At 63.8% G+C, this 24,884-nt stretch carries 19 protein-coding genes and 1 pseudogene; 5 read left to right on the forward strand and 15 right to left on the reverse strand.

What is annotated here, in order from left to right; all coding sequences use genetic code 11:
* Positions 1-15: 15 nt before the first annotated feature.
* The 4 genes and pseudogenes from YUU_RS62815 to YUU_RS0132095 form a co-directional block, all read right to left on the reverse strand.
* The gene (locus tag YUU_RS62815; protein ID WP_027526030.1) at positions 16-1,299 is read right to left on the reverse strand and encodes a TRAP transporter large permease subunit; all 1,284 of its coding nucleotides are present in this window, start codon (positions 1,297-1,299) and stop codon (positions 16-18) included.
* A gap of 237 nt (positions 1,300-1,536) precedes the next feature.
* Positions 1,537-2,055, reverse strand: a pseudogene (locus tag YUU_RS62820) (TRAP transporter small permease); the annotation flags it as partial.
* A gap of 92 nt (positions 2,056-2,147) precedes the next feature.
* Positions 2,148-3,155, reverse strand: a complete 1,008-nt coding sequence (locus YUU_RS0132090) for a DctP family TRAP transporter solute-binding subunit (RefSeq protein ID WP_027526031.1) — start codon at positions 3,153-3,155, stop codon at positions 2,148-2,150.
* Positions 3,156-3,353: 198 nt separating this feature from the next.
* Positions 3,354-4,124 (reverse strand): methyltransferase domain-containing protein, encoded by a 771-nt coding sequence (locus YUU_RS0132095; RefSeq protein ID WP_027526032.1) that lies wholly within the window; start codon positions 4,122-4,124, stop codon positions 3,354-3,356.
* Between the two features lie 138 nt (positions 4,125-4,262).
* Between YUU_RS0132095 and YUU_RS0132100 the strand changes: the two genes are divergently transcribed.
* Positions 4,263-5,006: an SDR family NAD(P)-dependent oxidoreductase gene (locus tag YUU_RS0132100; RefSeq protein ID WP_027526033.1), complete on the forward strand. Its 744-nt coding sequence runs from the start codon at positions 4,263-4,265 to the stop codon at positions 5,004-5,006.
* A gap of 53 nt (positions 5,007-5,059) precedes the next feature.
* Here YUU_RS0132100 and YUU_RS0132105 read toward each other — a convergent pair whose 3' ends face one another.
* From YUU_RS0132105 to YUU_RS0132120, 4 genes are all read right to left on the reverse strand, one after another.
* Positions 5,060-7,021, reverse strand: a complete 1,962-nt coding sequence (locus tag YUU_RS0132105; protein WP_245288158.1) for a sigma-54-dependent Fis family transcriptional regulator — start codon at positions 7,019-7,021, stop codon at positions 5,060-5,062.
* A gap of 348 nt (positions 7,022-7,369) precedes the next feature.
* Complete coding sequence (locus YUU_RS0132110; protein WP_027526035.1) at positions 7,370-8,563, reverse strand: serine hydrolase; 1,194 nt, start codon at positions 8,561-8,563, stop codon at positions 7,370-7,372.
* An 81-nt stretch (positions 8,564-8,644) separates the two neighbouring features.
* Complete coding sequence (locus tag YUU_RS0132115; protein WP_027526036.1) at positions 8,645-10,279, reverse strand: NAD(P)/FAD-dependent oxidoreductase; 1,635 nt, start codon at positions 10,277-10,279, stop codon at positions 8,645-8,647.
* Positions 10,280-10,514: 235 nt separating this feature from the next.
* The gene (locus YUU_RS0132120; protein ID WP_027526037.1) at positions 10,515-11,585 is read right to left on the reverse strand and encodes an isocitrate/isopropylmalate dehydrogenase family protein; all 1,071 of its coding nucleotides are present in this window, start codon (positions 11,583-11,585) and stop codon (positions 10,515-10,517) included.
* Positions 11,586-11,754: 169 nt separating this feature from the next.
* Here YUU_RS0132120 and YUU_RS0132125 point away from each other — a divergent pair, with 169 nt between their 5' ends.
* Positions 11,755-13,143: an MFS transporter gene (locus tag YUU_RS0132125; RefSeq protein ID WP_027526038.1), complete on the forward strand. Its 1,389-nt coding sequence runs from the start codon at positions 11,755-11,757 to the stop codon at positions 13,141-13,143.
* Here YUU_RS0132125 and YUU_RS0132130 read toward each other — a convergent pair.
* Complete coding sequence (locus YUU_RS0132130; protein ID WP_027526039.1) at positions 13,124-14,746, reverse strand: B12-binding domain-containing radical SAM protein; 1,623 nt, start codon at positions 14,744-14,746, stop codon at positions 13,124-13,126. The two genes, YUU_RS0132125 and YUU_RS0132130, sit on opposite strands and share 20 nt — an antisense overlap.
* Positions 14,747-15,029: 283 nt before the next feature.
* On the opposite strand from YUU_RS0132130, the gene YUU_RS52455 reads away from it, so the two are divergent.
* Positions 15,030-15,419: an SPW repeat protein gene (locus tag YUU_RS52455; protein WP_051390002.1), complete on the forward strand. Its 390-nt coding sequence runs from the start codon at positions 15,030-15,032 to the stop codon at positions 15,417-15,419.
* A gap of 24 nt (positions 15,420-15,443) precedes the next feature.
* On the opposite strand, the gene YUU_RS0132140 is transcribed toward YUU_RS52455, so the two are convergent.
* From YUU_RS0132140 to YUU_RS0132165, 6 genes are all read right to left on the reverse strand, one after another.
* A complete protein-coding gene (locus YUU_RS0132140; protein ID WP_027526040.1) occupies positions 15,444-17,312 on the reverse strand; it encodes an ABC transporter ATP-binding protein in 1,869 nt (622 codons plus the stop codon).
* A 201-nt stretch (positions 17,313-17,513) separates the two neighbouring features.
* Entirely contained in the window at positions 17,514-18,440 is a 927-nt protein-coding gene (locus tag YUU_RS0132145) for a glyoxylate/hydroxypyruvate reductase A (RefSeq protein WP_027526041.1), read from the reverse strand.
* A gap of 13 nt (positions 18,441-18,453) precedes the next feature.
* Positions 18,454-19,782 (reverse strand): FAD-binding oxidoreductase, encoded by a 1,329-nt coding sequence (locus tag YUU_RS0132150; protein ID WP_027526042.1) that lies wholly within the window; start codon positions 19,780-19,782, stop codon positions 18,454-18,456.
* 43 nt (positions 19,783-19,825) lie between these two features.
* Entirely contained in the window at positions 19,826-20,701 is an 876-nt protein-coding gene (locus YUU_RS0132155) for an ABC transporter permease (RefSeq protein ID WP_027526043.1), read from the reverse strand.
* A gap of 2 nt (positions 20,702-20,703) precedes the next feature.
* Positions 20,704-21,654: an ABC transporter permease gene (locus YUU_RS0132160; protein ID WP_027526044.1), complete on the reverse strand. Its 951-nt coding sequence runs from the start codon at positions 21,652-21,654 to the stop codon at positions 20,704-20,706.
* 27 nt (positions 21,655-21,681) lie between these two features.
* Entirely contained in the window at positions 21,682-23,373 is a 1,692-nt protein-coding gene (locus YUU_RS0132165) for a peptide ABC transporter substrate-binding protein (RefSeq protein WP_027526045.1), read from the reverse strand.
* Positions 23,374-23,583: 210 nt separating this feature from the next.
* Here YUU_RS0132165 and YUU_RS0132170 point away from each other — a divergent pair, with 210 nt between their 5' ends.
* Entirely contained in the window at positions 23,584-24,213 is a 630-nt protein-coding gene (locus YUU_RS0132170; RefSeq protein ID WP_027526046.1) for a cupin domain-containing protein, read from the forward strand.
* 218 nt (positions 24,214-24,431) lie between these two features.
* Positions 24,432-24,881 carry a (2Fe-2S)-binding protein gene (locus tag YUU_RS0132175; protein WP_027526047.1) on the forward strand — a complete coding sequence of 150 codons (450 nt, stop codon included), beginning with the start codon at positions 24,432-24,434 and terminating at the stop codon, positions 24,879-24,881.
* Positions 24,882-24,884: the final 3 nt, after the last annotated feature.

The following is a 24,884-nucleotide window of genomic DNA, read 5'->3' on the forward strand; positions in this document are numbered from 1 at the left end:
ATGCGAAGCCTGATCCTAGTGCATCCCGAGCAGTCTCGGCAGGAACAGCGTCAACTCGGGCCAGTAGGTCACGACGACCAGGAAGGCGAGCATCGTGAGCAGCCACGGCATGACGGCCACCGCGAGCTCGGTGATGCGCATTCGCGCGATCATCGAAGCAACGTAGAGATTCAACCCTACAGGCGGATGGCAGAGGCCGACCTCCATGTTGACGTCGATGACGATGCCGAAATGCACGAGGTCGATGCCGAGCTTTTTCGCCGCCGGCGCGAGGATCGGCGCCATGATCAGGATGATCGAGTTCGGCTCCATGAAATTGCCGGCGAGCAGCAACAGCACGTTGACGACCAGGAGGAAACCGACCCAGCCGAGATTTTGCGCCGCGATCCAGTCGGCGAGCGTTGCCGGCAGGTTCTCGTTGGAGAGCACGAAGGAAAACAGCACCGCATTGGTGACGATGTAGAGCAGCATCGCGCTGGTGTTGGCGGCGCGGAGCAGCACGCGCGGCACGTCCTTCATCCCGATCGCCTTGTAGACGAACACCGAGATGAAGAAGGAATAGACCGCCGCCATCGCGGCCGCCTCAGTCGCGGTGAACAGGCCGCTATAGATGCCGCCGATGATGATGACGACCAGCATCAATCCCCAGATGCTCTCGCGGAACGTGCGCACCGTCTCGCCCCAGCTCGCTTTGGGCAGGCGCGGATAGTCGCGCTTCTTCGCGAGCCACCAGGTGACGATGCACAGCATCGTGGTCAGCATCATGCCGGGCAAAAGGCCGGCAACGAACAGCGCGCCGATCGAGGTGTTGGTCGAGACCGCGTAGACGATCTTCGGAATCGAAGGCAGCATCAGGATGCCGAGCGAGCCGGCGACCGTGATGATGCCGGCACCGAAGCGCATGGGATAGCCGTGGCGGACCATCTCGGGCAGCACGATGGCGCCGATCGCGGCCACCGTGGCGACGCTCGAGCCGCACACCAGCGCGAACATCGCGCAGGCGACGATGCCGGCAAGACCGAGGCCGCCGTGCCAGTGGCCGATCAGCGAGGTCGCGAAATTGATCATGCGCCGCGCCACGCCGCCATGGGTCAGGAAATTTCCCGCCAGGATGAAGAACGGGATCGCCATGATCTCAAAACTCTCGATGCCCGTGAAGAGCTTCATCGAGACCGCCTCGATCGGCACCGTCGTCAGCGTGAACAGGAACGTCATCACGGTGAGGCCGAGCGCGATCGAGACCGGGATGCCCGTCAGCATCAGCGCGATCAGCAGCGCAAACACGGTCGCGGCGCGCATCCAGTGCGGCAGCACGATGACGCCGGACTTTTCGGCAAGGCACAGCGCGAAGATCAGGATCGGCGCCAGAATCAGGATTAGGCCGAGCGGCGAGATTTTTCGCGCAGCTGCCTTTGTCGCGGCACCCGCCGGCTGCGGATGCAGCGCGGGCGAAGCGTCGGCCTGCACGCCCTCGACATGGGTCTCGTCGTGATGCGGCAGCTCGCCGGTCCAGAAATAGAACCAGGCGACCTGGAGGAAGCGGAAGCACATCAGGCCGGAGCCGAGCGGGATCGCCAGATAGACGATCCACATCGGCGCTTCCAGATCGTTCGACTGCTGTCCGGTGTGGAACATCTCGCCGACGAAGGAGGCGCCGAAGGCCGCGATCATGCCGGTGAAGATCGCGCCGCAGAGCAGCGCGAACAGGATCACGTGCTTGCGGGAATGTTCGGGCAGGCGGTTGACGAGCAGGTCGACGCCGACATGGATGCCGGTGCGCACGCCATAGGCCGCGCCGAACTTCGCCATCCAGATGAACATGTAGATGCAGAGCTCCTGCGCCCATGACAGGTCGAGCTCGGACAGGAAGGTGAATGCAGCCTTCGACAACGCCGCGAGCCAGGTCAGACCGTGCGCCGTGGCCCATCTGGAGAGCGCGATCGACTCGCCGGCGCCGTAACGATGCAGCACGGCGATGAAGATCAGGCCCGTTGCAGCCGCAATGAGCGTCGCGATCAGCCATTCCTCAAGGTGATCGAGCGCACGATTTAGCACGCGTAGCAAATCAAGTCCCCCCTCTCAGACCGAAACGGCCGGGAGTGCGTTCACTCCCGACCGTTCTTGTTGTTGTTCTACGCCAGGCCGCGTCAGTTCATCTTGACGTCGAGTTCCTTGGCGACGAGATCGAGCACCTCCTGCCCGACCCGGCCCTTGGCCCATTTATACGTCGGCTGCATCGCTTCCTGCCATGCCTTGCGGTCGGCATCGGAGAGATAATGCAGCGTGGTCTTGCCCGACTTCTTGATCTCGGCGAGCGCGTCCTCGTTCTCCTGGCGCGCGATCGAGTTGGTGTAGTCGGTCGCCTCCGCCATCGCCTTCTCGAGCTGGGCACGGATGTCCGGCGGCAGGCCGGACCAGAACTTCGAATTGACGATCACGGCATATTGCAGATGCGCATGATAGGACACGGTGATGTCCTTCTGCACCTCGTAGAACTTCTGCGTCAGGTAGTTCGACGCCGTGTTCTCGCAGCCGTCGACGACGCCGGTCTGCAAGGCCTGATAGACTTCGGAGAACGCCATGATCTGCGGGATCGAGCCGACGAGGCGGAAATACTGGTCGGCGATTTTCGAGCCGGAGATGCGGAACTTCAGCCCCTGGAAGTCGGCGGGCTTCATCAGCGGACGGTTGGAGGACACCATGTGGAAGCCGTTGTCCCAGTAGGCGAGACCCGTGATTCCCTTTGCCTCCAGTTTCTGGAACAGCCACTTGCCGATGGTACCCTTCATGGCGGCGGCGTAGGTCTCGTCGTCCTTGAACAGCCAGGGCAGGTCGAGCGCCTCGAACTCCTTCACCCCGAGCGGCGCGAATTTCGCGGTCGAGGGCGCGAGCATCTGTACGGAACCAAGCTGGAGCGCCTCGATCTCCTCCTTGTCCTTGTAGAGCGAGGAGTTCGGATAGACCTCGATCTTGACCTTGCCGTCGGTGTATTTCTCTGCGAGCTCCTTGAACTTGAGCGCGCCCTTGCCCTTGGGCGTATCGTTGGCGACGACGTGGCTGAACTTGATGACGATCGGGCTCTGGGCCGCGGCAGGGGCCAATGTGAACGTGGAGACGAGCGCAGCCATAGCGGCCGCAAGCAGCAGTTTGCGCATTAAGTACCTCCCAACAACCTCTGAAACCGGTTCTTTTTGGTTTTTCCGGTCTCTTTAGTGGCAGCAAACCACCAGGCGAACAACTAGACCTAAGCCCAACTTGCCGCAGCCAAATCGCCTTGACGGCTTTTGTATACGCAAGTTTGCGCCCGCTCCAGCCCCGACGGGCGAGCGCTTATGTCGCATCAGCGAACGAAGTTAACCCTTGCGCTGGGCGACCATGAACAGCCGCCGGAACGGGAACAGCGTCTGCCCCGCCGCGTTCTTCGGGTAGGCCTTGGCGACGCGCATCCCATAGGCGGCCTCGAAGGCAGCCTTCTCCTCGCCCTGCAAGACGTCGAGATAGCGCGTCAGCCAAGTGCCCTTGGTCCACTCCTTCACAGGATTGTCGCCTTCCAGGACCTGGAGATATTCGGTCTCCCAGATGTCGATGTTCTGCGACAGGGGCGCAAGAAGATCGTGATAGAAGGCCGGCCCCTCGACCGGCGGCGGGGTGACGAGATGCTCGACCTTGGCCCGCCACGGTCCGTCAAGAGCGGTCTCGCCGATCAGAACATGGGACGGCGCGGTGAAATTGCGCGGCATCTGCACCGCCAGCATGCCGCCCGGCGAGACCTTCTCCATCACCGCGGGGAAGAGTGCCGCATGATTGGGCAGCCAGTGCAGTGCGGCATTGGAATAGATCAGGTCATATTGCTTCGCCGGGCGCCAATGGCCGAGATCCTCATGTGACCATTCCACCTCCGGCGCCGCCTTGCGGCCTGCGGCGACCATCTCGGCCGAACCCTCGACACCGGTGACGGCAGCCTTCGGCCAGCGCTCCTTGATCAGTTTCGTGACGTTGCCGGCACCGGCGCCGAGATCGGCAATATCAGAGATGGCAAAATCCGGAATCCGCATCAACAGATCAACCGCCGGTCTCAAGCGGTGGCCGGAGAATTTCAGATATTGCTGCGGATCCCACACCATCTTCGCGAACCTGTTTTTCGTGTTTCCTTCACTGTCGCTCTTCGTTACCACTGCTCGTCCCGGTCGGGCAAATCGCTCCCGGGACGGGTTGGAAACGATCAGCAAACACAACAAAAGCAAACAAGAGAGCGTGTGACCATGGACCTCGGGCTCAAGTCGAAAACCGCAGTCGTCACCGGAGCGAGCATCGGCATCGGTCGCGCCATCGCCAAGGGGCTTGCCACTGAGGGTGTGCGCGTGGTGGCGGTGGCGCGGCGCAAGGACCTGCTCGACCAACTCGTGCAGGAGACAGGCGCGGGACTGATCACGCCGTTCGAGCAGGATGTGATGGCGGCGGACGCCGCCGAGCGGCTGGCGGCCTTTGCGCTCGGGGAGTTCGGCCATGTCGACATCCTTGTCAACAATGCCGGCGGCAGCCGTCCGCTGCCGGTCGATGCGCCCGACAGCAAATGGGACGAGGCGATCGCGCTGAATTTCACCAGCTACCGCCGCATCGCGCATGCGCTCTTGCCGCAGATGATGGAGCGCAACTGGGGCCGCATCATCAACATCACCGGCAAGTCCGAGCCGGAAGGGCTCAACGCCGCCTTCGCCGCCAAGGCCGCCGTGCACGCCTGGGCCAAGGGCCTGTCACGCGAGATCGGCAAGCACGGCATCACCATCAACTGCATCCCGCCCGGCCGCATCATGAGCGAGCAGATCCGTCGCAATTATGCACCCGATTATCGCGAGCGCTTTGCCGAGGAAGAAATCCCGGTCGGCTATTGGGGCGAGCCGGAGGACCTCGCCGCCCTCGCCGTATTCCTGGCCTCACCGGTTGCGCGCTACATCACGGGCACGGTGATCCCGGTCGATGGCGGGTTGCGGCGGTATCAGTTCTGAGGCGGGGCCGGCCCTAGGGGCTTGCTTCGGAGCCCGACAGCAGCGACCGAATTTTAGCGAGGATTTGCGGAGCCCGGGTCGAGGCGGATCTTGTAACGATGCAGCTTCGCATAGACGGTGCTTTTGGCGAGACCGAGCGCGGACGCGGTCGCCGTCACGTTGCCGCTGCACGACCGCAGCGTACGCGATATCAAGTCACGTTCGGCTGACTCGGCCAGAGACAAGCCCGGTTCGCGCGCATCGTCCGTCCGCCGGATGGTATCGGGCAGATCCGACGGCTCGATCTGGTCCCCGCTACTGGTCAGCATCAGGCTCTCGATCAAGTTGCGCAGTTCGCGGACGTTGCCGGGCCAATCATGGCGACGCAGGCATTCGAACACTTCCGGCGCAAAACGGCGATCGGCAAGGCCATAGCGCGACTTTGCCTGGGCAACGAAATGATCGACCAGCAGCGGAATGTCATCGCAGCGCTCCCGCAGCGGCGGTATGACGACGGGCACGACGGCCAGCCGGTAGTACAGATCCTTGCGGAAGCGCTGTGCATCGACCTCGGCTTGCAGATCGCGGTTGGTCGCGGCGACAAGGCGGAAGTCCACCTTGCGCGCCACGGTGTCGCCGACCCTGCTGATCTCGCCATTCTCCAGAGCCCGCAGCAACATTGGCTGGAGATCGAGCGGCAGTTCACCGATTTCATCGAGGAAAAGCGTGCCGCGGGACGCGGCCTCGATCTTTCCGGACATGCCGCCGCGCCGCGCACCAGTGAAGGCGCCGTCGACATAGCCGAAGAGTTCGCTCGCCAGCAGCTCGCGCGAGACGGAGCCACAGTTCACGACGACCAGTGGGCCGCTCCGGCGCGGGGACGCAGAATGAATGGCTTGAGCGAAAACCTCCTTGCCGACGCCGGTCTCACCAAGCAGCAGGACAGGAGCCGCGGTCGTGCCGACACGACGGCATTTTTCGACGACGGCGTGCATCCTGGGATCCGTAAAAATGATGTTGGCGAAGGCCCTGGCGTCACCCTGCGCGGGTGGCAAAACGGACCTGCTCGAGACCGCTGGCTTCGGCGCCACCATGACGGTTCCCAGATGCTCCCCCTGATACGCCACTGGTCGCAGCCATTCCTCCTTGATCCAGGCTGGGCGCGAATTGCTCCATGGCCGATCATCGCTGCTCACAAGGTGGGGAAAATTCGACTGGCTGTGCGGCGCGCCGAGGTCGCGCAAGATCTGCGCCATTTCGCCGTTCGCCTTGAAGGGCCGCCCGGCGCTATCGAACAGCACGGTGTGATGGCGGTCCGAAGGAGGCAGCATCCAGAAGCATTGGTCGAGAAGCCGGTAACGGGCATCCATCTCCATCTGGAGCAGATGTGCCTCGATGCGCGCGGCTGCCGAAATCGCCAGCGCGAGTGCCTGCCGTCCGTAGGAATCCGACAGCCCGGAAATATCGATGGCTCCGATCACGGCGCCATCGATGGGATCGCGGATGACGGAGGCCGAGCAGGTCCAACGCTGGATCCCTGAGCAGAAATGCTCGGTGGCATGAACCTGGATGGCCTGACCGGTTTCCAGCGCCGTGCCGATCGCGTTGGTGCCGCAGGTCGCTTCGCTCCAATTGCTGCCGGGCAACAGGTGAGTCTTCTCCACCGCATTGCGCAATGCGATCCTGGTGTCGCCTTCCAGGCGCAACACGATGCCATCGACATCGGTCAGAACCATCACCGTGCCGGTTTCGAGCATGTAGTCGCGCGCCAGTACCATGGTCGACGCGCCGGCGTGGACCAGGCGGGTGCGATTGTCGAGCAGGCGCCGCAGCCGCTCGTCGTTCATCGGCAGCGGAGCCTGGCTGCGCCGGTAGTCCACGGCCGATTTCTGGCTCCGCCGCCAGGAATCGTTGATCGCGGGCCGAACGACCTGCCCGCCAGCGCCGGTCCCGGACAGGAAGTGCTCCCAGCTTGTCAGGACGTCGCGCTCAATACCTGGATTCGCAAAAGCTTCCTCTGGCGTCTGACCCAACACGCTTCCTCCTTTGACGCGCTGAGTGGTCCAGGATCTTATTGTTGTTGGCGGACCCCGAGCTTTATCGACCGATTTTGAGACCATTCCATTCCAATGCGCAACTGATTACGGGATCACGGCGCAACTTTGACGCGCCTCCGACCGCACTGCGAAAGCGTGAGGCCGGAGGCGCAACCAATGATTGTGGCCTGACAAGACCCCTAAAGCGGGATGAGATCGGGATGAATCGTTATCGCGCTTGAGGTTATTGTTTGAGCAATATCTCCGCGCAAACGCGTTCCGCGTTTATCGCGAGGGAAAGCCGCTTCAAACTTTGCGCCAACGCGGCCCTCCGGGTCCGGACCATGCTCAGGCTGCCTTGCGCCGGTGCAAGGTGTCATAGAAGGCCGTCTCGAAGCGCATGTATCCGGTGAACGAAGCCGGATCGCCAAACGGCAGGATCTGGGTCGCCCAATAGCCGCCGAAGCCATTCTTCCGGTCGATCCAGTAGAACAAGTTCGCCAGGCCAGCCCAGCCGAGCGCGCCTGCGGGGCGGCCCGTCGGGGCCTCCTCGTCATTGACCATGAACGTGAACGACCAGGATTTCGACTGGCCCGGGAAGAACTCGGCATCGTTGGAGAGCGACTTGATCACCCCCGGCAGTGCGGTGACCTTGAGATCGCCGAGGTGGTTCTTTTCCGCCATCGTCACGGTCTCCGCTTTGAGCACCCGGCCGTGCGGGCCGTTCCCGTCGTTCAACCACATCCGAATGAAGCGCATGTAGTCGCCGACCGTGCTGTAGAGGCCGTGCCCGCCCATATGGACCTCGGGCTTCGCCGGCAATTCGAAGTCCATCGGCGTGAGCGAGCCATCGGCGTTGCGGGCATGCATCCCGGCGAGCTTGCTGCGCACCGTGTCATTGATCTCGAACGTCGTGTTCGCCATTCCGAGGGGCTTGAAGATGCGCTCGGCGAAGACCTCGCCGAGCCGCTTGCCGGTGATGCCCTCGACGACCTGCCCGACCCAATCGATGTTCGTGCCGTACTCCCATTTCGAACCGGGATCGAACAGAAGCGGCGTCATGATCGCAGCCTTCGACGAGGTGATCACGCTCGGCTGTCCGTGGTCGGTCGCCAGGCGCAGATAGTTCTCGTTGAAGAAGTCGTAGCCGAAGCCACCGGTGTGCAGCAGCAGCATGCGCGTGGTCACGTCGCGCTTCGGCGCGCGAAGCCTGGGCTGGCCCTTGGCATCGAAGCCCTCGATCACCTGCAGCTTGCCGATGTCGGGCGCATATCTCTTCGCGGGAGCATCAAGGTCAAGCCGGCCCTCTTCGATCAGTTGAAGAGCGGCGGTGCCGGTGATCGCCTTGGTGGTCGAGAAGATCGCAAAGCTCGTGTCCGTCGTCATCGCCTCCGGCTTGTCGGTCCGACGCCTGCCTGCGGCGCCTTCGTAGATATTGCCGTTGCGATCCGTCACCATGGCGACGACGCCCGGCACACCCGGCCCCGTCGTAACCGTCTCATTGAGGATTGCGTCGGCGTCTACAGCAAATTCTCTGCACATGTGTTTCCTCCATTGAATTTTGGGAGAGATGCGAAAAGAAGGGCCGCGCTCGCGGGGAGCGCTCGCGCGACCCTGCGTCGATCACTGCTTGGCAAAGCCGAGATAGGCCGAGGAGGCGACTTCATCGCACTTCTGGCGGTAGGTCCCGACGCCGCCGATATAGGAGAGCAGACGGCGCGGCTTGCCCTCGACATTCGAGCCCATGTACCAGGAGTGCGTCTTGGTCACGAGGGTCGTGTTCGCGATCTCATCGTGATGCGCGACCCAGGCGTCCTGCGTCTCCTTCGTCGGCTCGATGACGCTCAAATGGTTCTTCTTGAGATAGGCGATGCAATCGCTGATCCACTCGACCTGTTGCTGAAGGCACGTCGTCATGTTGCAGAGGGCCGTCGAGGGCGCCAGCGGCGCGCCGGTCGTGAACATATTGGGATAGCCGTGAACCTGAAGCCCCATCGTGGTCCTGATGTCGCGGCTCCACTCGTCCTTCAGCGAGCGGCCGCCGCGGCCACGGATGTCGATGCGCGTCAACGCACCGGAGCCGGCGTCGAAGCCGGTCGCGAGGATGATCACATCCAGCCCATACGACGTTCCATCGGTGAGCTCGATACCATGGGGCGTGATCCGCTTGATCGGGTTGTTCCTGACGCTGACCAGTTCGACATTCGGCTGGTGAAAAGCCTCCAGGTAGTTGGTCTCGAGCGGGACCCGATGCGTGCCGAAGCCATAATCGGTCGGGATCAGCGCCTCGCAGAGTTTGGGGTCCTTCAGGCGCGCGCGCATCTTCTTGCGGACGAACTCGGAGATCTCCTCGCTGACATCCTCCTCGAAGAACATCTCGACAAATGAGGCGAGCCACAGCCGTAGCGAGCCTTCATCCCAGATCTTCTCCAGAACGGCGTGACGCTGGTCCGCCGTGAGATCCTTCCAATTGCCGTTGGTGAAGTCGTACTCGAACCCGGTGAACGAGTGCGGCAGGGTTTTGCGGAATTCCTCGAACCGCGCCTTGTAGGCCTCGACCTCCTTCGGCCCGTATTTCGGGTTCTTCATCGGAATGATGTATTGCGGCGTGCGCACGAACACCTTCAGGCTACCGACCTCGCCGGCGATGGTCTGGATCACCTGAATGCCCGTGGCACCATTGCCAACCACGGCAACGCGCTTGCCCGCGAGATCGAGCTTCTGCTTCGGATAGCGGCCGGTATGGACGAGCGTGCCCTTGAACGTGTCCTGTCCGGGAAACACCGACGTCAGCGGCGCAGACAGCATGCCGCAGCAGGTGATCAGGAACTGCGCGTCGATGGTGCCGCCCTTGTCGGTCGTGAGCGTCCATCGCTGCGTCGCCTCGTTGAAGACGGCGCTCGTGATCGTCGTTGAGAATCGGATATCTTTGCGCAGATCGAGCTTGTCGGCGACGTAGTTGAGCCACTTTTCGATCTCCGGCTGACCGGGGAAACGCTCGCTCCAGCTCCAGCCTTTGTAGAGCTCCTCCGAAAAGAGATACTGGTAGATATAAGCCTCGGAGTCGAAACGTGCTCCCGGATAGCGATTCCAGTACCAGGTGCCGCCGACGCCGGTGGCCGCATCGACGGCCTTGACCTTCAGGCCTTGTTCGTCGCGCAGCTTGTGGAGCTGGTAGAGACCGGCAACGCCCGTGCCGATCACCACTGCGTCCAGGCTTTCGTGCCTGCCCGCGCCACTACTCTTGGACTCACTCATGCATTTCCTCCCAATTGTTCTGCTCCCCGCCGTAAGGCGCGTGGGAGACGCGGGGAGAAACGCAGATTGCGTGCCAGATCAGATTTGTGGATTTAAGCGCTTGCAGTCATTGAGGTGTTGGCCGCGGAAGCCAACCTCTCGTCCGTTCGAAAATCAAACGGTGGACATGCGGCCAGACCGAATTTCGATCGGCCAGGCTGCGAAACCGGAACGCGAACGCAATGTCGCGCCGCGATCAATCCTGGATCTTGCGGTGCAATAGCTCCGCCACCGCGGCGCCCATCGCCGCTGTGCCCAGAATACCGCCGATGTCGCGCGTCGTGCGTCCCTGGGCGATTGCGGTCGCCACCGCGTCCTCGATCGCGCGCGCAGCCTCCTCATAGCGGACCGCGCGGCTCTTTTCCCCGTGCCATGCCAGCAGCAGCGCGGTCGACAGGATCAGCGACACCGGGTTGGCGACGTCCTGCCCCGCGATGTCAGGCGCCGAGCCGTGCGCGGCCTGCGCCATGGCGTGACGGTCGCCGACATTGAGCGAGCCGCCGAGGCCGAGGCTGCCGGACAGTTCCGCGGTGAGGTCGGACAGGATGTCGCCGAACATGTTGGTGGCGACGATGACGTCGAAGCTGGCGGGGTTGCGCACAACATGCGCCATCATGGCGTCGACCAACACGTCGTCGACCGCGAGCCCTGGATAGCTTTTCGCCGCCTCCCGGCAGATGTCCAAAAACATGCCGTCGCCGATCTTGAGCACATTGGCTTTGTGAACGATGGTGAGATGCTTGCGCCGCTTCATCGCCAGCCGGCAGGCCGCATGCGCGATGCGCTCGCAGCACGATCGCGTGATCCGGCGCAGCGAGATCACGACATCAGGCGTGACCAGCAGCTCGCCATTGCCTTCTTCCATGTTGCGGTCGGCATAAAAGCCCTCGGTGTTCTCGCGCACCACCACAAGATCGAAATCGCCGAGCTGGCCGGGCCGGCCGGCATAGGTGCGCGCGGGGCGAACGTTGGCGAACAGATCAAGGTTCTTGCGGAAGTAACGCGACGGATTGATCTCGCCACGCGCCTCATCCTTGAAATCGAAGGTCGCGGTGGGGCCGAGCATCAGGCCGTCCGCCGCGCGAACCATGTCGAGGAGATCGGGCCGCACAGTTGTGCCGAATTGCTTCAGGCTGGCGTGACCGATGGCATGCTCCTCGAGCCGCAGATTGAGCTGGAAGCGTTCGGACGCGGCGCGCAGCACGCCCGTGGTCGCGGCTGTGATCTCCGGCCCGATGCCGTCACCCGGCAGCACGACAATTTGCATCGGTCATTCCTCTCAAGCCAGCTCGGGCCGATCATACGCCATGGCGCGCAATCTCCGCCCGATCTTCGCGCATAGCCGTATGCAAGCATATGCCTGTGGCACGCAGCGCGGCCGTAGTACATCCCGGATGGCAACACTCAACCCACGCTTTCCGGAGACAGCGCAGGCAATGACAATCACGTTACCTGCGCTCGCGAAGGAGCCCGAACGCCCCGTCGCCGACGGCCTGCCCACGATGCGCCGGCGCTGGGCGATCGCCGCGATCTTCACCGCGCTCGCGATGGCCTCGCTCGATACCGCGATCGCCAATATCGCCCTGCCTGCGATTGCGGCCGATCTCCATGTCAGTCCCGAGCAGGTGGTCTGGGTGGTCAACGTCTACCAGATCGCGCTGGTCGCCACGCTGTTGCCGCTGGGAGCGCTCGGCGAGATCGTCGGTCACCAGCGCATCTATCTCGGCGGTCTCCTGCTCTTCACCATCGCCTCGCTGCTCTGCGCGGTGGCGTGGTCGCTGCCGAGCCTGCTCGTGGCGCGCACGCTCCAAGGCCTCGGCGCCAGCGGCATCATGAGCGTGAACACGGCCCTCGTGCGCTTCGTCTATCCCGGGCGGATGCAGGGCCGCGGCTTCGGCCACAATGCGCTGGTGGTCGCCACCGCCTTCACCTTCGGGCCGTCGATCGCGTCCGCGATCCTCGCGCTCGGGCCGTGGCCATGGCTGTTTGCGGTGAACATTCCCTTCGGCCTCATCGCCATGGGCATCGGCTTCGCGATGCTGCCGAAGACGCCGCGCGCCGATCACGGCTTTGATTTCGCAGGCGCCGTGCTGGCGGCGATCTGCCTCGGCCTGTTCATCACCGGCATCGGCAGCGCGGCGCATAATCTCTCCGCTCGCCTCGTCGCGGTCGAGCTGGTCGCAGCACTCGTGATCGGCTTGATCCTGACGCGCCGGCATGCCGATCATCCCGCACCCATGCTGCCGATCGACCTGTTTAGCCGTCCCATGTTTGCGCTGTCGGCGGCAACTGCGGTCTGCTCCTTCGCCGTGCAGGGCCTCGCCTTCGTCTCGCTGCCGTTCTATTTCGAGGACGTGCTCGGGCGCTCCCAGGTCGAGACCGGCTTCTTCATGACGCCGTGGCCGCTGGTCGTCGCCATCATGGCGCCGATCGCCGGCCGCCTGTCCGACCGTCACGCGGTCGGACTTCTCGGCGGCATCGGGCTCGTGCTGCTCGGCATCGGCATGGCGCTTTTGGCGACGCTTCCGGCCAATCCGTACATCCCTGACATCATCTGGCGCATGGTGATCTGCGGCATGGGGTTCGGCTTCTTCCAGGCACCGAACATGAAGGCGGTGATGTCAAGCGCGCCGCCACATCGCAGCGGCAGCGCAAGCGGCATCGTCGCCACCGCGCGGCTGACCGGACAGACGACCGGCGCGGCGCTCGCCGCGCTCTGCTTTGCGCTTGCGGGACATGACGGCGCGACCGGCGCGCTGGCACTCGGCGCCGGCTTCGCCGCGCTCGGCAGCGTGATGAGCTTCCTCAGGCTGGCGGTGAAGTAGAGTGTGACGCGGACGCGACCGCCGCCGGGATCGGCATTTGCTCGTCCAAGGCAGCGAGACGGGCATCGATGGCTTCGATGACCCGGCGCGAGAACGGTCCGAGATGCGCATAGGCCGCGATCATCGCGACCGCGATGCGCGCCGAGGACGTGTCGCGCTTGGCGCAGCTGAGGAAGGTTTTCCAGAGCGGACCGTGCGCTTCGGGAATGCTTGACGTGACGCGATGCACGGTTTCCAGCGCGCGCACCTTGTTGCGAATGTCGCCCTCGGGCAGCTCCGGCCGCTGCCGCGAGCGGTCGAGCATCGTCATCAACCGGTCGACACGGCTCGCATAAGCGACGGGATGATAGATGCTCTCCAGGACCTGCTTGTAATCCGTCAGGATATCCCGCAGCGGGCGCACCGGATCAAAATTGATCCCGCCGGTGCACTGATCGCCCTCCGTGGTCGAGGCAAGATCGTGGTGCGCGTGCAGCCTGCCTTCGCGAGCCAGACGGCGGGTGAGCTGCGTGTTCGGCAAGGCATAGAGCAGACCGACCATGCAGACCGGAATGGCGGCCTCCTCGATGAAGCCGATCATGGCATCCGCCATCGAGACCTTCTCGCTGTCGAAGCCCACGATGAAGCCTGCGGTGACGAGCATCCCGGCGCCGTAAATCCTGTGAATGCTCTCGGCGATGTTGCGCCGCGTGTTCTGCTTCTTTCGCATCGCAACCAGCGTCGCCGGGTCCGGACTTTCGATACCGACGAAGATGCCGAAGAAGTTGGCTGCGGCCATCAGGTCCAGGAGTTCCGGATCATCGGCAAGGTTGACCGAAGCTTCGGTTGAAAATTCGAACGGGTAGTCGTGCGCGCGCTGCCATGCGGCGAGCTCGGGAAGGAACAGCTTGAGCGACTTCTTGTTGCCGATGAAATTGTCGTCGACGAAATCGAGATGGCCGCGGTAACCCATCTGGTAGAGCACATCGAGCTCGTTAAGCATCTGGGGCGTCGTCTTGGTGCGCGGGACGCGACCGTAGAGCTCGATGATGTCGCAGAATTCGCAGGTGAAGGGGCAGCCGCGGGAATACTGCACACCGAGATAGAGATAGTCGTCGAACTTCAAGAGGTCGAAACGCGGCACCGGCGTCGTGGTCACGTCGGCCTGGAATTTCGGCGCGGTAAATACGCCTGAGCGGGCGCCGCGGTCCCAGGCTGCAATGAACTCGTCAATGACGCCTTCGGCTTCGCCCAGCACCTGGAAGTCGGCCCGCGCGTAGACGTGGGGACTCGATGTCGGATCCGGGCCGCCGACGACCACCGGCTTGGCTCTGGCGCGGCAAAGCTCGATCAGCCGCAGCGCGTCGGCCTGTTGCGGCAACATTCCACCCGTGAAGACGACGTCTGCCCAGTCGAGATCGTCATCACCCAGCGCCGTCGTGTTGCAGTCGACGAGGCGTACCGTCCAGTTCTCGGGCAACATCGCCGCGACAGTGATCAACCCCAGGGGAGCCGCGGGGCGCCGGACGCCCATCAATTTGCAGGACTCGCCAAAACTCCAGAACGAGTCCGCCGTGAACAGCGGATAGAGCATGAGCACGTTGCAAGGGCGCGGCAGTTTCATGGAACCCCTTTAAGGCTTGGTACCGAGTGTATCAAAGCGCGCCAGTCTTGCATCCTTGCAAGCGGGACGAGCGGTCACTTTCTGTTCCAGTGCGGGTCAGTCGTCAGCCGAGCGTCGTAACAGGCCATCTTGCTGACGTTCGGGGCGAAGCGATGGCTCACTGATCCCTGTGTCCTGGCGGAACTCCCCACGACCAAAGTCTATTCCTGCAGCGCCCGTTCATCGGGAACCGGGCGACAGCCGAAGCTTTTCTTCAGATATCCCCACGCGCAGGAGGTGCGTCATGAGCAAGTGGCAAGAGCGCGAAACGGTACCCGATCTCTACAACCTGTTTCTCGCCGCCGTGTTGTTCTTATCGCCATGGCTGTTCAGGCTGACCAACGAGCAAGGCAAGGTTGACCTCTGGATCACGGGCGCGATCATCGGCATCGCCTCGCTGGCCGCCATCATCGCCTATCGCGACTGGGAGGAGTGGGTGAACGTCCTGATGGGCGTCTGGCTCATCGCGTCGCCCTGGCTGCTTGGCTTCCCGCATACGAGGGCGATGCATATCAGCATCGGAATGGGCGCCGTCATCACGCTTCTGGCCTTCCTCGATCTCTTCCTTCACTACGAGAAGAGGCACCCGGAGGAATTTGCTTCGCCAGGCGGACAGGAAGGACCTCATCCGTGAGATGCGACGCATAGGCGCCGCCACTCAGCCCGCCCATTCCTCGCCCCAGACCTGGACGACGTGGCCCGGCGAGACCTCGCGATACTCACGCGCAGGTGGCTGATAGTCAGGCGCCCGCACCGGACTTTTGATCTCGTCGTTCGACACACCGCGCGTCTCGCCCCGGCGCGCAGGATCGGGGACCGGCACGGCCGCCATGAGCTTCCTCGTATAGGGATGCTGGGGATTGCCGAACACCGCCGCGCGGGGGCCGATCTCGACGATCTCGCCGAGATACATCACCGCGACGCGATGGCTCATCCGCTCGACGACCGCGATGTCGTGCGAGATGAAGAGATAGGCAAGGCCCATGCTGGCCTGAAGGTCGAGCATCAGGTTGACGACCTGCGCCTTGACCGAGACGTCGAGCGCCGAGACCGCCTCATCCGCGATGATCAGCCTGGGCCCGAGCGCGAGCGCACGCGCAATGCAGATGCGCTGGCGCTGGCCGCCGGAGAATTCGTGCGGAAAGCGTGCGGCCATGTCAGCGGTCAGACCGACGCGAACGAGCAGATCGGCAACCTTCTCGTGGGCTAGCGAGTTGGAAGCAAGGCCATTGGCCCGCAGCGGCGCGGCGATCGCCGAACCGACCGACATGCGCGGGTTGAGGCTTGCAAACGGGTCCTGGAAGACGATCTGCATCTGCCTGCGAAACGCGCGCAAGGTTCGCGCATTCATGCCTAGAACATCCTGGCCATCGAGCCGGACAGTTCCACTGTCAGGCTGAACCAGCTTGAGAATGGATCGGCCCGTTGTCGACTTTCCGCAGCCGGACTCGCCGACCAACGCCAGCGTTTCGCCGGCGCGCAAATCGAACGATATGTTCTCGACCGCGTGGACGCGGCCCGAGACCTTTCCGAACAATCCCGACCGGATCGGAAAGCGCGTGGTGAGGTTGGACACTTCGAGCAGCGGCGGCCCTGAGGTCGCGACTGTATCAGGCGTATCCGCTGGATCGTCCGATGCCCCGGTCATCTTGTCGACGATAGGAAAACGCACCGGCCGCGGCCGTCCGTCCATGGAGCCGAGACGCGGCACAGCGGCAAGCAGCGCACGCGTATAGGGATGCGAGGGGGCGGCGAAGATGCGCGCTGTCGCGTCGGTCTCGACCGCCTGCCCGCCATACATCACCACGGTACGATCGGCGATCTCGGCGACCACGCCCATGTCGTGGGTGATGAAGAGGATCGACATCCCCTCCTCGTCCTGGAGCTCCTTCAGGAGCGTGAGGATCTGGGCCTGAATGGTGACGTCGAGCGCGGTGGTCGGCTCGTCGGCGATCAGGAGCTTCGGCTTGCAGGCCAGCGCCATCGCGATCATCACGCGCTGGCGCATGCCGCCGGAGAAACGATGCGGATGCTCGTGGAAGCGCGATTTCGCCGCGGGAATGCGGACGCGGTCGAGCAGCCGGATTGTCTCGGTCTCGGCCGCCGCACGCGACAGGCCGCGATGATAGATCAGCGCCTCGGCGATCTGGAAGCCGATCGTGAGCACCGGATTGAGGCTCGTCATCGGCTCCTGGAAGATCATGGCAACCTCGTTGCCACGGACGTCCTTCATGCTCGGTTCGGGCAGCGCCAGGAGATCGCGGCCGGCAAGCTTGACGCTGCCCTCGATGCGGCCGCTCTCCTGCGGAATGAGCCGCATGATCGAGAGCGCGGTGACGCTCTTGCCGGAGCCGGACTCGCCGACGATCGCCACGGTTTCCCTGGCCGCGATGTCGAACGAGACGTTGCGGACGACGGGCAGCCATTTCCGCTCGCGCAGGAAGGACGTGGTCAGGCCCGCGACCGACAGCACCGGCGTCCGCGCCTCGGCAACCGCTTGGTAAACTCCGCTTGCGCCGATGCTCATGCGAAGAACCTAACGCCTGCCGCGGAGACGGTGCGCACCCTCCCCCGCTTGCGGGGGAGGGTTGGGGAGAGGGTACTGCCATGATCGAGGCCCCCCAAGAAGAGAGAGCCCTCACCCGCGCGTTCGGCGCGACCTCTCCCGCAAGCGGGAGAGGTGAACCGAGCTCGTGGCTGCACCGACATCACCATCGCCATCGTACCCTCAGTAGCCGCGGTCACGGTCAACGCGCCCAGGCAAGGCCTCGCCGCGGCGGTGGCGTGCGATGACGTCGAGCACGAACTCCACGGCCGTTTCCGGCTTGGTCGTGCTTGCGATATGCGGCGTCAGAAGAATGCGCGGATGGCTCCAGAACGGATGGCCTGCAGGCAGCGGCTCGGGCTCGGCAACATCGAGAACGGCAGCCGACAGCACGCCGCTGTCGAGCGCCGCGATGAGATCGGCTCCGACCAGATGCCCGCCTCGCCCGACATTGAGAAGCCGGGCGCCACGCGGCAGATGCGCGAACAGATTTGCGTTGAGGATGCCGCGCGTCTCCGACGTCAGCGGCAGCAGGCAGACGAGAATGTCGGTTTGCCCGAGAAAATCGGGCAACGCGCCCGCGCCCACAAAGCAGGTCACGCCCGCGATGCTTCGCGGCGAACGATTCCAGCCTAGAAGCGGAAAGCCGAACGACTTGAGTCGCCCGAGCAGGGCCTGACCGAGCAGGCCGAGCCCCATCACGCCGACACGCCGCTCGCCGGTCTGGGTGACTGGAAGCTCTCGCCAGACCTGCTCCCGCTGCTGGGCGATGAAGTGCACGAGATCGCGATGCAGCGCCAGCACGGCCATGCTGGCGTATTCGAGCATGCGCTCGGTGATGCCGGGCTCGAGCATGCGGACAAGCGGAATGTGAGGGGGAAGTTTTGTGATATCGAATTGATCGACGCCTGCCCCCACTGAGAAGACGAGTTCGAGATTGGGAAAGGACTTCGCGATGTCGTCCGGCGGCATCCACGCCACCAGATAGCGCACTTCCGTGGGATCGCCGATGTCGGGCCAGAGCCGGAACGGCAGGTCGGGCGCTCGCTCGGCGAAGAGGCGCGCCCACTCCGCGCCGCGAACCATATTGGCCTTGTAGAGAACCGTCATGCCACCGAAACTCTCAGAACGGGCTGACCGGCGCGAGCCGCCGGCCGTCGATCATGCGCTTGTGGCTGTAGGCGGCGGGATCGACCAGCGGTGTCGAGCCCGTCACGATATCGGCGGCAAGCTTGCCGGCCGCAGGCCCGATGCCAAAGCCGTGGCCGGAAAAGCCGGTCGCGAGGAAGAAGCCCGGCAGCGCCTCGACGGGCGAGATCACCGGAATGGTATCGGGCGTGGTGTCGATCGTGCCGCCCCAGGCTTCGGCGATCTCGATGTCCTTCAACTCAGGGTTCGATTTGATCAGCGCTGATAGCGCCGAAGTGACCAGCGACATGTCGGGCTCGGGATCACGCACGCGCTCAGCCTCGAACGGTGACGGCTTGTCAAAACTCCAGCTCGTGCCGCGCATGATCTGGTCGAAGAACGACTTGCCAAACGACAGTTTCAGTCCGTTCTTGCGATGCTGATAGGTCGGCCAGAAGGTCCGCGCGTAACGGAAGAGATCGGGCGACAGCTCCACCGTGCCGCGGTTGCGCACCGCGAGCGTAAAACCGCCGTCGAGGCGGCGGCGGATGCAGAAGAAGTCGGTTCCGAGCGCACCCGACGTGATCTCCGGCCCCGGCGTGGTCCGGCACGCGGTGGCATTGACGAGACCGATCGGCAGCTCGATGCCATGGCGCCGGCAGAACAGCGACGACCACGCACCGCCCGCAAGCAACACGGACTGTGCGCGGACGGTCCCCTTCTCGGTGACGACGGCGCTGACATGTCCGCCTTGGGTCTCGAGCCCGCGCGCGGCGCAGCCTTGATGGATGGTCACGCCGTGCTTGCGCGCGGCGACGGCGAGCGCGGGCACAGCCATCGACGGTTCGGCGCGTCCGTCGCTCGGCGTGTGCAGGCCGCCGACCCATTTGTCGGCATTGCCGGGCAGGCGCTCGGCGATCTCGGACGGCGTCAGGATCGTGGAGTGAACCTGCTGCTCGCGTGCAACGGCGGCCCAACGCTCCCAGCCGGCAAGCTCGTCCTTGCTCTTGGTCAGAAACAAGACGCCGGTGCGCCGGAAGCCGGCATCGACGCCGGCATCGTTCTGCATGTCCTCCCACAGCCGCAGCGCCTCGCGCGCCAGCGGAATCTCCTCGCGGGCGCGGCCCTGCTGGCGGCACCAGCCCCAATTGCGGCTCGACTGCTCGGCGCCGACATGCCCCTTCTCGAGAAGCGCGACGGAATGTCCCTTCCTCGCCAGATGATAGGCCGCGGAGACACCGATGACGCCGCCCCCGATGACGACGATGTCTGCCTGCGCCGGCAGGCGTTCGTCGCTTGCTATACGGTTGAGCGGCGGGGACATGGGACACTCCTGGTGTTCAGTTCGAGCGAAGCGGGTCTGCTCGTCATGGGATGTTCATTCGCGGATCGAGCGCGTCGCGCAAGCCGTCGCCGAGGAAGTTGAAGCTCGTCACCGCAAGCGTGATGGCGACGCCCGGCGCGATCGCAAGCCAGGGCGCGCTGGTGAGATAGATCTGGGCATTGTTGAGCATGTTGCCCCAGCTCGCTGCCGGCGGCTGGATGCCGTAGCCGAGATAGCTGACATAGGACTCCAGCAGGATCGCCTTGGCGACGTTCAGCGTCGCCGCCACCACGATCGGCGCGATCGCATTGGGCACCAGCTCACGGAACATGATGCGCAGGTTCGAGGAGCCGAAGGCGACGGCGGCAATCGCGAATTCACGCTCGCGCAGCGAACGGACCTGGGCCTCGACGACGCGGGCGACCGCCATCCAGGCGGTCGCCGCGATCAGCACGGTGGTGGTGACGAGGCCCGGCTCGGTGAGTGCCGCAAGCGCCAGCAGAAGAAAGATCGTCGGGAAGCACAGCACCGCGTCGACGAGCCGCATCAGCACCGCGCCAATGACGCCACCATAAAAGCCGGCGAACGCGCCGACGACGATGCCGACGGCCATTGCGATCACCATCGCAACGATTCCGATCGAGAGCGACACCCGCCCGCCCATCATCAACCGCGCCAGCACGTCGCGGCCGAGCTCGTCCGTGCCGAGGATATGCGCGCCCGACAGTGGCGGCGCGAACCGTTTCAGCACGTCGATATAGGTGTCGTCGAACGGCAGAAGATAAGGGCCGAATGCCGAGCCGAGGACGAGGATGAGAATGATGATGGCGCCTGCCAGCGCAAGCCGGTGGCGACGGAAGCGCAGCCAGGCGGCGTGAGCGGGCGCGGGCTGGGCGATCTGCATGGCGGCTGTGCTCATCGCTATCCGACCCGGATGCGCGGATCGACGACGGCATAGAGGATGTCGGCGATGAGAGAGCCGATCAACACCATCGTCGCAGAGAACATCAAGATGCCCATCACCACCGGATAGTCGCGATAGCCGATGGAATCGAGGAACAGGCGGCCCATGCCGGGCCAGGTGAACACGGTCTCGGCGACCAGCGCGCCGCCGAGCAGAGTCGGAAACTGAAGGCCGGCTACCGTGATCATCGGCAGCAGCGCGTTGCGCAAGGCGTGCAGCGTAAGGATGCGCCATTCGGGCATGCCCTTGGCACGCGCGGTGCGGATGTAGTCCTGATTGATCACCTCGAGCATGGAGGAGCGCATGAAGCGTCCCCACATCGCGGTCTCGACCAGCGCCAGCACCATGGCCGGAGCGATCAGGTGATGCAGAAGATCGAGGAAGGAGCCGTCCCCGATGGTCTGCCGATCGCCGGAGGGAAGCCAGCCGAGCTTGACAGAGAAAACATAGATGGTGACGAGCCCGAACCAGAAGGTCGGGATCGACAGCGCGACCATGGCGCCGACGGTTGCGAGCGTATCGAACAGCGAATAGCGGCGCAGCGCGCCAAGTACACCGATCCAGCAGCCGAGCAGAACGGCGATGATGGTTGCGGTCGCCATCAGCTCGAAGGTGGCACCAAGATGCGAGCCGATGACTGATAGCACCACCTCGCCGTCGCGATAGGAGCGCCCCCAATCGCCTTTCAGCATGCGGCCGAACCAGTCGAGATACTGTATCGGCAGCGGACGATCGAGCCCTAGCTGGCGAGCGACGCGGTCGAGGTCCTCCTGCGTCATTTGCGCGGAGGCCGCAAATTGCGAGAGCGGGCCGCCTGGCGCCAGATGCAGCATCGCAAAGCCGAGCGCGGAGACGATCACCAGCAGCATCATCGCCTGCGCCAGGCGATTGGCGACGTAACGGGCCATCTCAGGCGATCCCGCAGGCCGGATCCATCACGCCCAGTACCATTCGCGGATATTCCAGCAGTTGATCGAGGTGTTGATGTTGGGACGGAAGCCCTGCAGCCCCTCCTTGACGCCCTCGGCAATGAACCCCTGGAACAGCGGCAGGATGGCGAGATCGTTGCGGATGAGCTTTTGCAGATCGCCGTAGGTGGTCTTGCGCTGCGCCAGATCGAACTGCTTGGCGCCCTCGGCAAGGAGACGGTCGGCCTCCGCGCTCTGGTACTGATAGGTATTGTAACCGCGGCCGCCCTTGGCGGGAATGGCGCCGGACCCGAAGCGCGGCGTCACGTCGGGATCGCTGCCCAGCATGAAGTTAACGGACACCAGCACCGAATTGAATTTCGACTGCTGCCAGTAATCACCCCAGATCACCGCAGCCGGCATGTTGTTCACGCGCATGGCGGCGCCGATCGCCCGCCAATCCTGGATCAGGAGCTGCTGGGTCTGCTCGCGCACGGCATTGCCAGATGTCGTCGAGTTGGTGAATTCGAGCTTGACGCCGCCCTTCTCGCGAACGCCACCGGAGCCGCGGACCCATCCGGCGGCATCGAGCAGCGCATTGGCCTTGGCCGGATCGTAGCTGTGCTGCGGCAGGCCTTGCTGGAACGACCAGGCCTGCTGCGGCACGAAGCTTTCGGTCAGCGTCGGCAGGCCGTAGTTGAGCGCTTCGATGATCGCCTTCTTGTTGATCGCGAGGTAAAGCGCCTCGCGCACCGTGCGATCGGCGAACGGGCCGAATTCCAGGTTGGGCGCAATATGCTCCACCGAGGACGTCGAGGAGACGAAGATCTTCCGCCCCTTCAGCGTCTTCGCCTCCTGCACGAAGTTCGGCTGGATGCCCTGCAGGCCGGTGTAGTCGACCTGACCAGTGCGGAATTGCGTGTAGAGAACGGTGAGGTCGGGGATGTATTTGAAGACCACACGTTCGAGGTACGGCCCCTTGCCGTGGTAGCCGGCATAGGCATTGAGCAGAATATGGTCGCCCGGCACGCGCTCGCCCCAGCGGAACGGTCCGGTTCCGACCGGCGCATTGTGGAACGGCGAGGCGTTCGGATCGGACACTTTCTCCAGGATGTGCTTGGGCACGATGAAAGTCAGCGATCCCAGGATCGACATGTAGGGCGAATACGGCCGCTCCATGCGCCAGTGAATCTCGTCGGGCGCGACGACCGTGATGTCCTTCACCAGGCTGTGGCCAACGCGGCTGCGCGCACGAAAGTCCGGATTGTTGTTCAGCTCAAGCGAGAACTTCACATCCTCCGCCGTGAACGGCGTGCCGTCGTGCCACTTCACGTCGTTGCGCAGCTTGACCTTCCAGGTCAGCCCGTCGGCCGACAGCCCGCCATTCTCGATTGAAGGGACTTCGCGAGCGAGATCGGGAACGAACTTGCCGTCGGGATCGATGAACCAGAGCGGCGAGAACACTTGCCACCAAACGCCCTGATCGACCTCGATGCTGGGCATCAGGGGATGAAAGACGGTCGGCTCCTGCGACAGTGCCGCGATCACCTGCCCGCGCGGCTTGTCCGGCGGATTGGTCGGACGTTCGGTTTGCGCGAAAGCCGTGCCTGAAAGGCCCCATCCGGCGGCTGCGCTCGCGCCAAACTGGATGAACTGGCGGCGGTTCGGGATGCCGGAACGCAGTGCTGGAACGCCGAACTTGCCGGTCTCGCCTGCCATGACCACTCTCCGATTCTCGCGCACGGCACCCTCTCCCGCGCCCCGTGACCCGGCAAAGGGACAGGAGTGGGCTTTAGTGCTTCTAAATTATTCGAACGAAATTTCATCACGGCTAAATACACCTGTCAATCGCATTGCTAGTATGCGTCACATTTTCAATCCGACTGAACTGCGCCTGATGATGCGGCGAGATGATGCAGGAGAGCAATAATGGCTGGGCGCGGCGAGACGAGCATTCCGAACAACGCCCCGATCGACAGCGACGAGGCGGTCGACCAGCGTCTCGGCGAGACCGTGCGCCTGCTTCGTCAGCGCGCCGGCCTCTCGATCCAGGACGTCGCCAATCGCACGGGCCTCTCCACCGGCATGATCAGCCAGCTCGAACGCGCGCGCGCCATGCCGTCGGTGCGCACACTGCGCCTGCTCAGCATCGCGCTGGACGTGCCGATCTCCTATTTCTTCGAGACCAGCGATCCCAGCGAGGCACCGCGCTACATCGTGCGCAAGAACAGCCGGCGGCTGCTTCGGCTCACTGCCAGCGGCGTCGTCAAGGAAGCGCTGACACCGGAAGGGAAAGGCCAACTCGAACTCTATGAGCTCACGCTCAACCCTGGCGGCTCGTCGGGCACCGACTTCTTCCAGCACACCGGCGAGAAGGCGGGCTACATATTGTCCGGCAGCCTGCGGCTATGGCTCGACAATCAGGCCCATCTGCTCGAGGCCGGAGACAGCTTCCGCTTCCCGAGCATCGTGCCGCACATGTTCGACAACCCGACGCAGCAGGTGGCGCGGGTGATCTGGGTGACGACGCTGCGCCAGACCGATCCGCCGGCCGGTTGAGGCCGTTGTGCAAGCACCTCATGAGCTCTGCGCGCCTCGCCGATGCGCACACGGCATAGCCGTGAAGACGGCGTAACACCGCATCCTCGACAATCTTCCCGCTCCCACAAGATTCTTAGCGGGCCCAACCCCAGATTGTTGATTTGAAACGGTTCCGTTTGCCGGACAGATTGCGCGCCTTGGGCCTCATCGGTGGATGGGCCAATCAGGGGACTGCGATGGCAAACCTTACGATCAACGGTAAATCAATCACTGTCGACGTCGAGCCGGATACGCCTCTCTTGTGGGCGATCCGCGAGAATGTCGGCCTTACCGGCACCAAATATGGCTGCGGCATCGCGCAATGCGGCGCCTGCACGGTTCACATCGACGGCGTCGCCGCCCGCTCCTGCGGCGTCGCGGTCAGCGAAGCCGAAGGCAAGCAGATCACCACGATCGAGGGGCTGGCGAGCGGCGCTACGTTGCACAAGGTGCAGCAGGCGTGGATCGCCCATGACGTTCCGCAATGCGGCTATTGCCAGAGCGGCATGATCATGGCGGTTGCGGCGCTGCTCAAGGAGAAGCCGAAACCGACCGACGCCGATATCGACGAGGCCATCACCAATATCTGCCGCTGCGGCACCTTCCAGCAGGTGCGCGAAGCGATCCACACGATCGCGAACGCTTGAGGA

The sequence above is a fragment of the Bradyrhizobium sp. Ec3.3 genome, assembly GCF_000472925.1.
Classification (GTDB): Bacteria; Pseudomonadota; Alphaproteobacteria; order Rhizobiales; family Xanthobacteraceae; genus Bradyrhizobium.